Here is a 13,214-nt window from a genome sequence, read left to right on the forward strand (position 1 = left end):
AAACCGCTACATGAAGCGGGCAGGCGTGGCGGGGGTACGAGCGCGCGCTCGGGGGTGAGATTAAAGCATCGTAAGCTAGCGCCTCCCCCTCGCAAGCTACCTCACAGGAAGGTTTTAGGGGAAAGGAAAGGTTATTTTATAAAATTTAGAATGAATTTAATTTTAAAATGATGTTGCTTAAACTTCGCCTTTGGTTTAAATCTTCAAGCTATATAAGTATCTATGTGCAACACCAACAATTAGAGCTCCCCCCATCAAAATAAAATCGATGATATATATATTTTAATAATCCTTTCCTTAAATACGTACACAGCACGCTCAAAAAAAATCGCATTCCGAGCGCGCCTTTGCGCAAGCATAATAAATTACAAATTATCAAGCCGGATAAAAACCTGACTTTCCACCTGCATTTAAGTTATTAACTTTATTATCATCATTAATTTGAATTGAAAATGTTGGACCTTTATTTTCAAGAATGATGATTTGGAAATTATAACTTTTTTTAACCAATATCGAATAAAAAGCATCACTTAAACTTACACTATTAATTTCCGAAGGTGATACGCCTCTATCCTTATCAAAATGTGTTACTAATGGGCTATCAAGAACAACAAACCCTATGAATGGATTACCTTTGTTTGATAAACATTCAGCAAAGCAAATTGTAAATATAGCATGTATAACTGCACGGGTACCTTTACCAAACATCCCTCGGTGCTTTCCGTTAATATTGAAGTCATATTTACCCTCATCAAAACGCACCTTATTGCCTATTGAATTATTAAACTTTATATCATTTAGAAAATTTTCCATCGCTTTTTCTATATCACAGAAATCAACAACGGTTAACGAATCGAAATCATCAGCAGAGTATTTAAGCTCATCAACATCATCTTCTTTATCTTGCAACGAAGATAGGATTTTATGTTTAGTGTAATCCATTAAAAGATTATCTTTATACTCGTAAAGATCCTCAATTGATGAATTCAATTTTTTGTATTTCAGCTCTTCTAACTTCTTAAATTCATCTTTTTCAACATCATATATATCACTAACATTTTTTATTCGTATCAGTAATGATTTATGCTCCTCAGTATTAGTCTCGATTGAATCAGTTAAACCCTGTAACTGATTTTTAATCTTCAATTTTTCTGCATTACAAGAGAGCGCATAGTCCTCATACGATATTTTATTTTTTCTTTCTTGAGGTGAGTTACAAACCTCGCAGTATGTATCAGCAAAGTTATTTAAATAGTAGTTTGCTTGAGAAACAACCTCTATCCTACCAAGATCAATAAGATATTGATCTTTGAGAAGATTAAACCTTTCGATAAGTAAGGATATATACTTCTCTCTATTACTAATTAAAAATAACTCATCGCTTAGTTCTTTTAATAAATCTTTTTTTTCATCAAGCACATCAATAACATCTTTTAAAATATTTCTTAAAGATTCAATTTCATGCTCTACACTCTCCAACTCACTTACAATAGATGCCTTATCATATTCTGGATAAAGCAACTCAGATTTTAAACCTTCATAAATGTTCGCAATTTGGCTTTTCAGAAAGACCCTGGCTTTTTTATTTGGTTTCTCTGCAAGAGAGTTATTATCATCCCTTTGAGTTAATAAAAATTTAAACTCAGATTTTCTCTTTGTATCTTCACTCGGAATATCTGAAAAAATTAAGGAACGCTCTGTTAAAACTTTTAATTCATCAATGCAAAAGAAGTCCAAAACATTATTCAGGTTAAAATTATGCAAGGTATTACTTAAGTTTGTTCTTACTTTGGCTTCTTTAAACCTCAGCTTACTGTAAAAAAATGATGCAAAACTCTTTTTGGATGAAACACTTTTAGAAAATGTCATTACCAAGTTAACACTGCTAGCATTCTCAATGTTTGAATCATACAACCTATAATGAGAGTTATCTAATAAAGATCTCTCAATCGTCATTAATCTATCTTGAAAAGAAATCTCTAGAAAAGCTGTATCGTAGCCTTGCGCGTGGTCAATATCTCTGTTTTTTAGTTTCTCACTACCTAATAGATATCTGATCAAATAATATATATAAGTTTTACCAGAATCGGAACCGCCATATAAGATGGTCAATTTAGTTCCAAACTCAATAATTGCATCTTGCTTATTAAATCCAGACACTTTTAATTTTTTAAATGTAAAAAAATTTTTATTCATAATTAAATTCCATATCATACTTGCCGATTTTGTTTTTTATAATTAATTGTAACTGTTCATCCAGCATGCCATTATACTGACTGACCACCAATTTTATATTATGCTCCATATGGTCTACATATTCATTTTGAAAAGAATTTGTAAATGCGTATGTTTTTTCTGAAGCTTTATAGACAAAACCGTCATGCGTATAAACCTCTGATGCCAATTCATATCCCTGTAAAAGAGTCAATGATTCTAAAACAACTTCTCGCTTAAGAGCTAGTTGAGCATCTCGCCGAGGTATTGGAGGATGAAGACTAACTTCAGTGGGTAAGAAGTCCTTAAGATTTACAACCATAAAATCAAAGCAAATAAGTTTCTCGAGGCTTATTGATGAAGGATGAATAGAAACAAGTATTTTTGCTATTCTACATGCCATCTCTAAACTTGAATTATATATTCTGACCATCACTTCACCTTCCAAATAAATTCACCATCATTAACCAAATGATGGCACACTCCTTTTTTATCATTTGCTTCACATATTTTTGATAATACGGAGTGTGCGATCGGCGTCAAAACAGCTTGCTTTAAAACTGCATTACACCTAATAAACGAACAGTTGTGTTCCTCGTAAAACACAGGCTCAATAGATGAAGATATATAGCTTTTAAGCGCTTTAAAGTTATCTTCTTTGAATACTTCACGCATAAATACTTCAAGGGAAGATGCAAAATAAAAGTCATTCCTACTATTATTAAAATGTCTTCTATATGGATCATCAAGTTCTAAAAATGAGTTATACGTCTTATCTCCATGCTCTGAATATGCTTGTAACAATGCATTGACATAAACTGATTCCTTGTCTGGATTATATTCGGGAATTTCATCCGGGGGAACCCTTACGGAATATAACTCCTTGAAATACTTAAAATAAAGATGTGTACTGGCAATATCATTCAAAATCAAAGATAGAGGAAGGGAGTAAAAAATACCAAAGTCTAATTTTTCAATATGCTCTCTTATATCTACATCTAAAGGAATGTCTACTTTTTTACTTATTTTCTTTGAAATTGCAGAGTCCCATGATTCAATAATGGCTTTTTTGAGTTCGTCTTTATTTTTTAATAAATTGGAAAATGTTGTAGATAGATCATATGGCGCAACAAAAAAGTACTTCTGGGGAAGAGGAAAATCACCTTTCATAGTGAAATAAATAAGTTTTCCAAATTCAACAACAACATCAGAAAAGCCTAAACTTTTTTTGTATAGTTTACATTGGTAATTATCCCACGAATAACCGCTCATGTTAGGATCGGTTTTATACCCAACAACATCCCTACCTTTATCTCCAGCTCCTCCAAGACGCTCACTCCATGGATAAATTTCTCTTTTGCATACAATAAGCCAATCATGGACAAACACTTCCCATTGCTCATCATCCCATGTCAATATTTCTGAAAGTGGTTGAGACACAAATCAACTCCTTTTTGGTCTTACAATTATTAAATCACTGTACCATTCCATCATAGATTGTCTTCCACTAAAATATTGAGCATGGTTATAAGTCCCTCTAATCGAATTTTTATCCACATGAGCCAACTGGAGTTCAATCCAAGCACTATCAAAGCCTTGATCATGAAGAATTGTAGAAAAAGTATGTCGGAAACCATGCCCAGTAACTTTTCCACCGAATCCAATACGCTTGATTAACTGGTTTATGCTCGCTTCGCTCATTGGCTTGTTCGGATCGTTCCGGCCAGGAAAAACATAACGATAATTCCCTGTCATAATCTTAAGTTCATTGAGCAAATCTAACGCTTGAGTCGATAATGGCACAAGATGTGGCCTGCGCATTTTCATCCTTTCAGCAGGAATTTCCCAAAGAGCGTTATCTAGATCAAATTCCGACCACAATGCAGCACGTAACTCGATGGTTCTTACGCCTGTTATCATCAGTAATTTTGTAGCAATCTGGACAAGCCGACTTCCGGTGTACCCCTCTAAGGCACGCAGAAACTCAGGTATTTCTTCAGCTTTTAGGAATGGGAAATGATTGGATTGATGCACTTCAAGGGCACTGGAGAGATCAGCCGCGGGATTATACTCTGCTCTACCCGTTGCAATTGCGTAGCGGAACACTTCGGAGCAACGCTGTCGCACTTTACGCATTTTCTCTAACGCACCACGTTTTTCAATTTTACGCAGCACATTAAGCAGCTCTAACGGTTTAATTTCTCCTACTGGCCTTGCTCCGACATAAGGAAAAATATCGTTCTGAAACGCTTCCATGATGTCTGAGGCATATCCTGCCGACCATTTGGCAGACTTCATCTGATGCCATTCTCTGGCTATCTTTTCGAAAGCGTTCTCTGACTCTGTTTGCAGAGCCAGCTTTTGCTCTTTTCGAACCTCACTCGGGTTCTTTCCTTCGGCAACCAGTTTTCGGGCATCGTCACGACGTGAACGAGCATCGGCAAGTGTGATTGTTGGATAAACACCAAGCGAGATCATCTTGGGTTTACCGGCAAAACGATAACGGAACCGCCAGCTCTTGCTTCCATTAGGCTCAATAAGCAATGACAACCCTTGCCCATCTCCGAGTGTATAGGCTTTAGTTTCAGGCTTAGCGCGGCGAATCTGCATATCGTTTAAAGGCATGTGTATAGGAATCCATGACCGAACAGGAACATATACACAATCCTATACACATTCAGTACCGGATACTACTGGATAGTTACGGACAACCTTGGACTAAAGAAAATAAAAAACGTTATAAATCAGGTGACTTATGGACTAATACGGACGTTTGAGGAAGTTGAGATGGTGCCGATAATAGGAGTCGAACCTACGACCTTCGCATTACGAATGCGCTGCTCTACCAACTGAGCTATATCGGCTTTCCGGAGAGGTGCTACGGGCTGTAACGTTAAAAAAAAGCGGCGCCTGAGTCAAGAGGCGCCGCATCGTATGCTGGTTTTATCATCAGCTATAGAAAATTAAGCTATGAACGCACCGTATCATCACCATAAGCCACCCATTTATAGGTGGTCAGCGCTTCCAGCCCCATCGGACCACGAGCGTGCAGTTTCTGAGTACTTACCGCTACTTCCGCGCCCAGACCAAACTGACCGCCATCGGTAAAACGGGTGCTGGCGTTCACATACACCGCTGAAGAATCTACCTGATTAACAAAGCGTTCAGCGGTGCGCGTATCACGCGTCAAAATAGCATCGGAATGCTGGGTGCCGTGCTCACGAATATGCGCGATCGCCTCGTCCATATCCTTTACTACCCGCACGTTTAAATCGAGCGACAGCCATTCGTCGTCATATTCGCCCTCTTTCACCGCTTCCACTTCTGCCGGGCCCTGCTGCAACAGCGGCAGTGAAAGCGCGTCGGCATGCAGTTTCACGCCTTCCTGCGCCATACGCTGGCTCAGCGCAGGCAGAAAAGCGTCGGCAATGGCTTCATTAACCAGCAGCGTCTCCACCGAATTACAGGCGCTGGGACGCTGTTTTTTCGCATTAACAATCACCTTCAGCGCCGCTTCCGGATCATAGCTGACATCAATATAGATATGGCATACGCCGATACCGCCGGTAATCACCGGAATGGTTGACTGTTCACGGCACAGCTTATGCAATCCGGCCCCACCGCGTGGGATCAGCATATCCACGTAGCGGTCCAGCTTCAGCAATTGGTTAACCAGCTCACGGTCAGGGCTTTCAATCGCCTGCACCGCGCCTGCTGGCAAACCGTGCTGCTGTAATGCCGACTGGATAACGCGCACCGTTGCGCCGTTGGTGCGATAGGTCTCTTTACCGCCGCGCAGGATCACCGCGTTGCCGGTTTTCAGGCACAGCGAGGCGACATCCACGGTCACGTTCGGGCGCGCTTCGTAAATCACCCCCACCACGCCCAGCGGCACGCGACGGCGCTCAATGCGTAAGCCGCTGTCGAGCCGACCGCCATCAATCAGCAGCCCTACCGGATCGGCCAGCCGACAAACCTGACGCACATCATCGGCAATCCCCTTCAGACGCATGGGGTTCAGCATCAAACGATCCAGCAGCGCTTCGCTCATACCGTTATGACGCGCATCCGCCAGATCCTGCTGGTTAGCCGCCAGAATCTCCGCGCTCTGCGCTTCCAGTTGTTCGGCAATGGTCATCAGTACACGGTTTTTCTCCGTCGTACTCAGCGTGGCAAGCTGATATGAGGCCGCTTTGGCCGCCTTACCCATCTCTTCTAACACTGAAGGCTCCTTAGCTGACAATCATATCGTCGCGGTGCATGGCAACCGGACCGTATTCATAACCCAGGATATCGGTGATCTCCTGGCTGTGGTGACCGGCAATCATCCGCAGCGCATCGCTGTTATAGCGTGAAACGCCATGCGCCACATCACGACCAGACAGGCTGCGAATACGGATAACTTCGCCGCGTGAAAAGTTGCCGCTCACTTCGCGAATGCCTTTCGGCAACAGCGAACTGCCGCGCTCCAGCATCGCCGACAGCGCACCGTCGTCGATAATAATCTCACCGGCAGGCGGCGCACCGAAAATCCAGCGCTTACGGCTCTCCAGCGGCGACTGTTGCGCATGGAAACACGTGCCCACCGGTTTACCTTCAATCACATCGCCGATAACGCCCGGACGGCTGCCCGCCGCGATAATCACCTCAATGCCGGAGCGGCAGGCGACATCCGCCGCCTGTAGTTTAGTTGCCATGCCGCCAGTGCCAAGGCCGGAAACGCTGTCGCCAGCGATGGTGCGCAGCGCATCATCGATGCCGTGCACGTCACTAATAAGCGATGCCTGCGGATTATGACGCGGATCGGCAGTAAACAGCCCCTGCTGATCGGTCAGCAAAAGCAGCTTATCGGCACCGGCCAGCATCGCTGCCAGCGCCGAAAGATTGTCGTTATCGCCGACCTTGATTTCCGCCGTCGCCACCGCATCGTTCTCATTGATCACCGGCACGATATTGTTATCCAGCAACGCACGCAGCGTATCGCGCGCGTTAAGGAAGCGCTCACGATCTTCCATATCCGCCCGCGTCAGCAGCATCTGACCAATATTGATGCCATAGATAGAGAACAGCTGTTCCCACAGTTGGATCAAACGGCTCTGCCCCACCGCAGCCAGCAGCTGCTTTGAGGCGATGGTAGGCGGCAGTTCCGGGTAACCCAGGTGTTCACGTCCGGCAGCCATTGCGCCAGAGGTAACAATCACAATTCGATGGCCCGCCGCGTGCTGCTGTGCGCACTGACGAACTAACTCCACAATATGTGCCCGATTTAACCGACGCGATCCGCCGGTCAGCACGCTGGTACCCAGTTTGACCACTAAGGTCTGACTGCCGCTCATGATTTCCTGCCGTAGTAAAAATGTCTTTGAAAGGACGTTTTATCAGGAGTGGGCAAGGATGCCAACAGGCACCACGGGGAAAAACATGGAAAATGCCTGACAACCGCGTAGACCAAAAGTTCGCGTTTAACAATAAAAGCGGAAAAGCTTCATAAAACATTCATCAAATCCCGGTAAAAACATTCCCGCAGTTATAAGAGTTTTCCGAGCAGTACATTTTTTCACTCATGGGATTAATAACAAATGAAAAAGAGCGCATTGGCACTACTGGTATCCGCCCTGACCCTGAGCACCGCGGCACAGGCAGCAGAAGTGTACAATAAAGACGGTAACAAGCTTGATTTTTATGGCAAATTGAAAGCAATGCGTTATATCAGCGATGCTGAAACCAATGCCAGCAACAACGCCGACAAATCTTATGTGCGTATCGGCTTTAAAGGCCAGACGCAAATTAACGAAATAATGACCGGTTACGGTCAGTGGGAATATCAGTACAACCTGTATAACCCGGAAAGCGACTCTAACTCAGGCAATAAAACGCGTCTGGGCTTTGCCGGGATCAAAGTCGCTGACTACGGCTCGCTGGATTATGGTCGCAACTACGGCCTGATTTATGATGTTGAAGCCATTACCGATATGATGCCGGAGTTTGGTGCCACCGCCTATACTTCAGCCGACGTCTATATGCTGACCCGCACTAACGGCGTTGCCACTTATCGCAACAGCAACTTCTTTGGTCTGGTTGATGGCCTGGATTTTGCGCTGCAATATCAGGGTAAAAACGAAAGCTCGTCACGTGCCAACGGCGTTTCTAACGGTGACGGCATGGCCGCATCGCTTTCTTATAAAATCCTCGACAGCCTGAGCCTTAAAGGCGCGGTCTCTTCTTCTAACCGCACGCTGGTTCAGAAAAACAGCGAATTTGGCGGTGGCGAGAAAGCCGAAGCCTGGGCAACCGGTATTAAGTATGACAACAACGGCGTTTATCTGGCGGCCACTTACGCTGAAACCCGTAATATGAACCCGATTAGCGGCAATGATGTTAACGTTAACGGCACTGTAGAAGATATCAGCGGCTATGCAAATAAGCTGCAGAATATCGAAGTGGTGGCACAGTATCAGTTTGATTTTGGCCTGCGTCCGTCACTGGCTTACGTGCAAACGAAAGTCAAAGATATGGAAAACGGCCTGGGCGATGCGGATTACTATAAGTTCGCTGACGTGGGCGCCACCTACTACTTTAATAAAAACATGTCCGCCTTTGTTGATTACAAAATCAACCTGCTGGATGACAACAACAAGCTGAACCGCAACACTGATGATATCGTTGCCGTGGGCATGACTTACCAGTTCTGATGCCCTGCATCACCCGGTTAGCTTGCTGAATACGTCAGTATTGCTGCAACAGAAAGCTGGCCGGTTGCTGCGGAGACATCGTAAAAAAGGCAGGCGTATAGCCTGCCTTTCCTGTTTAAAGCGGACAATTAAGCGGTTAATTTCATTGTCTGTTCGTTGGCGCCCTCGGCGGGTAACAGCCCCAGCTCCAGTTCGGCCAGCGTAGATTTCAAACGTTCATGGAAGTTACGCAGCGTCTCTTCCAGCTTCTCTTCATTCTCTTTGCCTTTGATCGCGCATGGCTTCCAGTTGCCATCTTTATCATGCAGGCCATAGTAATATTGATAGGTAAAGTGATCGGATTGCGCATCCAGCTCCAGCCACCATCCCCAGAATTCACGGCTTTCCGGTGCAGGTTTAACATTGACGCAAACGGCCAGGCAATCAAAAAAGAACCGCTCATTTTCGCATTTGTTTTCGCGAATATAGGGACCCAGCGCGGTAAAACGTTTAAGCAACCGGCTTCGTGGATGTCCATTCGGTAACGTCATGGTTTACACCTCCTTAAATGAGCTAACAGTTTTAGCAAACTAATGCAAAATAGCAACTTATCACTTCAACTGTTGTACCAGCCAGTCGCAGAGGGTTTGCAGCGCCCGATCGAAATTGCCTAACACCGGCGAGAAACCGATCGGCAACAGCTTGCCGTTCGCGGATGAGTTAACAATCAGGCGCGCATCTTCTTCCGGGCTCCAGGGATCGTTCTGCCAGTAGCCTGCCAGCATTGGCGTTGACGTACGGCGTCCCAACAGCCCCTGGGTTTTCAGCGAATAGCGATTTAGCTCAGTGCGCAGTACGTCATCTGTGGCGCGTGGCATACCCAACCGACTGGCTAACACATCAATATACATATCCGGCACACGCTCCTGCTGAGCAGAGTTAGCCAGCAACGCATGAACAATTGGCCCCAGGGTGGCGACGGCGCGCAGACGCTGCGCCTCCAGATAAGCCAGACGTACCGCCACGTTAGCGCCAAAACGATAGCCCAGCGCCGCTATGCGCGTATGATCTATCCAGGGTACCGCATCCAAACCGCGTAGCACCTGCTGATGCAGAAAGCTGGTATCCTGGCTCAGTTTCCATTTAGAGGAAAAACCCACCGACGGCATATCAATCGTCAACATCGCGATGCCGCGCGGTGCCAGGTAATCGTGAAACAGGCGATAGTGATCGATCTGCAGGCTATCGAGGTTGCCGCACAGCAGCACCGTGGGATAAGGCGCGCTAACATTAGGCGGCATATGCAGGAAGCCCGTAATCGAGCCGCCGCCCTGAATCGGGAACGATAACTCTTTCAGCTCGCCAGGCAGACGCAGCGTGGCTTCTTCATAGGCGCGGTTAGCCAGCGTTTGCGCCTGTTCGGCCAGCTCATCGCCTTTGATATGTGGCCAGGCGGCCAGGCTGTAAAGATTAACCGCATGCAGCCAGTGTTCGCCTGCTTCCGGCGTTTCGCCTGCGTCTATCGCCTTCTGCTGCCACAGCGCCGCCTGTTTGCTCCATTCATAAATCCAGTTGCCGCTGCGATAGCCGATGACCGTATCCAGCAGCTCCTCGCTGGTGCGCTCTGCTGAACTGACAGCAATGCGCGCCAGCACCTCGCTAATCTCAATCAGCGGCAAGCCGCGCCAGCTCCAGAGCAGGCGGTTGAGCATGCGATACCAGCCGGTATGGCTCTCACCATCCAGCGTGGATTGAACGGTCGACGTAACGTGATGCCGTTGGCGTACCAGTGATGAAGTTTCCGGGTGTTTAAATCGGGGTTTGAATAGCTCTTCGCTGAGATTTTTTGCTGACATGGTGTCGCTCTCCTGCCGCCGCGCGATGACGAGACTACAGTGTACTTCACCCATCCCCAGGGTGCGACCCGCAGAAACGACAACGCCCGGACGAACCGGGCGTTGTTTTGATGCAGGTCAATCAGCGATCGACGATCGGCGGAACAAAGGCAACGCCCATATCCCACGGCTGCTCAATCCAGGTATTCTGTGCGATATCAACTACATAATCGTCAACCAGCGGCGCGCCAGCTGGCTTAGCGAAAATCGTGACGAAACGCGCTTTCGGATACATTTCACGGATCGCCTGAGCGGTGCCGCCGGTATCAACCAGGTCATCAATCACGATGAAGCCTTCGCCATCGCCTTCTGCACGCTTCAGCACGTTCATTTCGCGCTGATGATCGTGGTCATAGCTGGAAATACAAACGGTGTCGACATAACGGATAGAAAGTTCGCGCGCCAGCAGTGCAGCCGGAACCAGGCCACCGCGACTTACGGCAATAATGCCTTTCCACTGTTCAACAGGAAGCAGGCGCTGAGCCAGTTTACGGGCATGAATCTGCAACATGTCCCAGGTGACGACGTATTTTTCGCTCATAAAAGGAATCCCGACCAATCGAATTGGCCTAAAAAATATGCAATGGGAAAAGGTTGCGCGGCATTATAAGGATCTGACGCGTTAAAAACCAGCACCGGATCGCGCGGTTGCCGCATTTTAACGCGCCCGACTGCACAGCAGACAATAAAGGATGTTATTCTCACCCCATCACGTCAGATTCGCTGACGGCGATCGATTACTGGAAATTTCGCAATGATGCGCAGCCGCGCACCGATGACACAGGAGACCTGTCGTGTCTGAATTGTCTCAACTCTCTCCCCAACCGCTGTGGGATATTTTCGCTAAAATCTGCTCCATTCCGCACCCTTCATTTCACGAAGAAGCGCTGGCGCAGCACATTCTCTCCTGGGCAAAGGAAAAAGGCTTCTGGTGTGACCGTGACCAGGTCGGCAATATCTTGATCCGTAAGCCAGCCACGCCAGGCATGGAAAACCGTAAGCCGGTAGCGCTGCAGGCGCACCTGGATATGGTGCCGCAAAAAAACAACGATACGGCCCATGATTTCACTAAAGATCCGATTCAGCCCTGGATCGATGGCGAATGGGTAAAAGCGCGCGGCACGACGCTGGGCGCGGATAACGGCATTGGTATGGCTTCCGCGCTGGCAGTACTGGCTGATGAGAGTGTACAACACGGTCCGCTGGAAGTGCTGTTGACCATGACGGAAGAGACCGGCATGGACGGCGCATTCGGTCTGCAACCGAACTGGCTGCAGGCTGAGATCCTGATTAACACCGATTCTGAGGAAGAAGGTGAAATCTATATGGGCTGCGCCGGCGGCATCGATTTTACCTCTACGCTGCCGCTGCAGCGTGAAGCGGTTCCTGCCGATTACGAAACGCTGCGCCTGACGCTGAAAGGGTTAAAAGGCGGTCATTCCGGGGCGGAGATCCATCTGGGCCTGGGCAACGCCAACAAGCTGCTGGTGCGCTTCCTGGCACAGCATGCGCGTGAATACGATCTGCGTCTGATTGATTTTACCGGCGGCACGTTGCGCAATGCGATTCCGCGTGAAGCCTACGCTACATTTGCTCTGCCAGCGGCAAAAATCGATGCGCTGAAATCTGCGGCGATGGGTTATCTGGCGACCCTGCAAAACGAGCTGGGCCTGATTGAGAAGAATATCACCCTGCAAACCGAGCCGGTGGCCGGTGGCGCGGCGCTGACCGCTGACAGCCGCGATCGTTTTATCGCCCTGCTGAACAGCACGCCGAATGGCGTGATCCGCAACTCTGACGTGGCGAAAGGCGTGGTAGAAACGTCTCTGAACGTCGGTGTGGTTTCCATGACCGAGCAGGAAGCAAAAATCAACTGCCTGATCCGTTCGCTGATCGACAGCGGCAAAGATTATGTGGTGACAATGCTGAGCTCGCTGTGTGAACTGGCTGGTGCGCAAGGTGCAGCAAAAGGCAGCTATCCGGGATGGCAGCCGGACGCCAGTTCGCCGGTCATGGCGCTGGTGCGTGAGACCTATCAGCGCCTGTTTAACAAGACGCCGAATATTCAAATCATTCATGCGGGGCTGGAATGTGGTCTGTTCAAGAAGCCTTACCCGGATATGGATATGGTTTCCATCGGCCCGACCATTACCGGCCCGCACTCGCCGGATGAGCAGGTGCATATTGGCAGCGTAGCGCTTTACTGGCAGCTGCTGACGGAGTTGCTGAAGGTGATTCCGGCGAAGTAATTTCGCCCGCAGCGAGTCGCCATCAGTAAAATTAAAGGCCAGAGCGTTTCTGGCCTTTTTACTGTTCTACCCGGCTTATTTTTTTATCGCCCGATGATGAATGCTACTGACCTGCTGTTTTATTTAGGATCGTTAACGTCAGATCTTTTTCTCAACGGGAAACAATAGATATCTAAAGAGTTAAG

Annotated in this window: 11 protein-coding genes, 1 tRNA gene and 1 pseudogene; 2 read left to right on the top strand and 11 right to left on the bottom strand. The window is 47.1% G+C overall.

From position 1 onward, the window contains the following. Positions 1–375: 375 nt before the first annotated feature. The 8 genes and pseudogenes from B1H58_RS02565 to proB all read right to left on the bottom strand — a co-directional run bounded on the left by B1H58_RS02565 (position 376) and on the right by proB (position 7,550). On the bottom strand, positions 376–2,196 hold the full coding sequence (locus B1H58_RS02565) for a hypothetical protein (protein WP_237172444.1): 1,821 nt from the start codon (positions 2,194–2,196) through the stop codon (positions 376–378). Continuing rightward, a complete protein-coding gene (locus B1H58_RS02570) occupies positions 2,189–2,647 on the bottom strand; it encodes an ABC-three component system middle component 2 (protein ID WP_085067836.1) in 459 nt (152 codons plus the stop codon). Before B1H58_RS02570 ends, B1H58_RS02565 begins: the two co-directional genes overlap by 8 nt. Next, positions 2,647–3,147 (bottom strand): ABC-three component system protein, encoded by a 501-nt coding sequence (locus B1H58_RS20940; protein ID WP_418304145.1) that lies wholly within the window; start codon positions 3,145–3,147, stop codon positions 2,647–2,649. The genes B1H58_RS02570 and B1H58_RS20940 overlap by 1 nt, the downstream gene beginning before the upstream one ends. 93 nt (positions 3,148–3,240) lie before the next feature. Next, positions 3,241–3,654 (bottom strand): annotated as a pseudogene (locus B1H58_RS20945) (ABC-three component system protein); the annotation flags it as partial. Between the two features lie 3 nt (positions 3,655–3,657). Further along, complete coding sequence (locus B1H58_RS02580) at positions 3,658–4,839, bottom strand: tyrosine-type recombinase/integrase (RefSeq protein ID WP_085067837.1); 1,182 nt, start codon at positions 4,837–4,839, stop codon at positions 3,658–3,660. A 163-nt stretch (positions 4,840–5,002) separates the two neighbouring features. Beyond that, positions 5,003–5,078: transfer RNA gene (locus tag B1H58_RS02585), tRNA-Thr, on the bottom strand. Positions 5,079–5,182: 104 nt separating this feature from the next. After that, positions 5,183–6,436, bottom strand: coding sequence for a glutamate-5-semialdehyde dehydrogenase (gene proA / locus B1H58_RS02590; protein WP_085067838.1), 1,254 nt, complete (start codon positions 6,434–6,436; stop codon positions 5,183–5,185). Between the two features lie 10 nt (positions 6,437–6,446). Further along, positions 6,447–7,550, bottom strand: a complete 1,104-nt coding sequence (proB, locus tag B1H58_RS02595) for a glutamate 5-kinase (protein ID WP_085067839.1) — start codon at positions 7,548–7,550, stop codon at positions 6,447–6,449. 243 nt (positions 7,551–7,793) lie between these two features. Between proB and B1H58_RS02600 the strand changes: the two genes are divergently transcribed. Next, positions 7,794–8,906, top strand: coding sequence for a porin (locus B1H58_RS02600; protein ID WP_085067840.1), 1,113 nt, complete (start codon positions 7,794–7,796; stop codon positions 8,904–8,906). Positions 8,907–9,034: 128 nt separating this feature from the next. Here B1H58_RS02600 and crl read toward each other — a convergent pair whose 3' ends face one another. From crl to gpt, 3 genes are all read right to left on the bottom strand, one after another. After that, positions 9,035–9,436 (bottom strand): sigma factor-binding protein Crl, encoded by a 402-nt coding sequence (crl, locus tag B1H58_RS02605; RefSeq protein ID WP_085067841.1) that lies wholly within the window; start codon positions 9,434–9,436, stop codon positions 9,035–9,037. 60 nt (positions 9,437–9,496) lie between these two features. Then, a complete protein-coding gene (frsA, locus tag B1H58_RS02610; RefSeq protein ID WP_085067842.1) occupies positions 9,497–10,741 on the bottom strand; it encodes an esterase FrsA in 1,245 nt (414 codons plus the stop codon). 121 nt (positions 10,742–10,862) lie between these two features. Next, entirely contained in the window at positions 10,863–11,321 is a 459-nt protein-coding gene (gene gpt / locus B1H58_RS02615; protein ID WP_085067843.1) for a xanthine phosphoribosyltransferase, read from the bottom strand. Between the two features lie 253 nt (positions 11,322–11,574). Here gpt and pepD point away from each other — a divergent pair, with 253 nt between their 5' ends. Next, positions 11,575–13,029 carry a beta-Ala-His dipeptidase gene (gene pepD, locus B1H58_RS02620; RefSeq protein ID WP_085067844.1) on the top strand — a complete coding sequence of 485 codons (1,455 nt, stop codon included), beginning with the start codon at positions 11,575–11,577 and terminating at the stop codon, positions 13,027–13,029. Positions 13,030–13,214 lie beyond the last annotated feature (185 nt).

This window comes from Pantoea alhagi (assembly GCF_002101395.1).
In the GTDB taxonomy this organism is placed as follows: domain Bacteria; phylum Pseudomonadota; class Gammaproteobacteria; order Enterobacterales; family Enterobacteriaceae; genus Mixta; species Mixta alhagi.

Bases quoted from the DNA above. Each gene is read 5' to 3' on its own strand.
- B1H58_RS02570 (WP_085067836.1), bottom strand. From the start codon at position 2,647: ATGGTCAGAATATATAATTCAAGTTTAGAGATGGCATGTAGAATAGCA.
- proB (WP_085067839.1), bottom strand. From the start codon at position 7,550: ATGAGCGGCAGTCAGACCTTAGTGGTCAAACTGGGTACCAGCGTGCTG.
- B1H58_RS02580 (WP_085067837.1), bottom strand. From the start codon at position 4,839: ATGCCTTTAAACGATATGCAGATTCGCCGCGCTAAGCCTGAAACTAAA.
- frsA (WP_085067842.1), bottom strand. From the start codon at position 10,741: ATGTCAGCAAAAAATCTCAGCGAAGAGCTATTCAAACCCCGATTTAAA.
- gpt (WP_085067843.1), bottom strand. From the start codon at position 11,321: ATGAGCGAAAAATACGTCGTCACCTGGGACATGTTGCAGATTCATGCC.
- B1H58_RS02600 (WP_085067840.1), top strand. From the start codon at position 7,794: ATGAAAAAGAGCGCATTGGCACTACTGGTATCCGCCCTGACCCTGAGC.
- crl (WP_085067841.1), bottom strand. From the start codon at position 9,436: ATGACGTTACCGAATGGACATCCACGAAGCCGGTTGCTTAAACGTTTT.
- B1H58_RS02565 (WP_237172444.1), bottom strand. From the start codon at position 2,196: ATGAATAAAAATTTTTTTACATTTAAAAAATTAAAAGTGTCTGGATTT.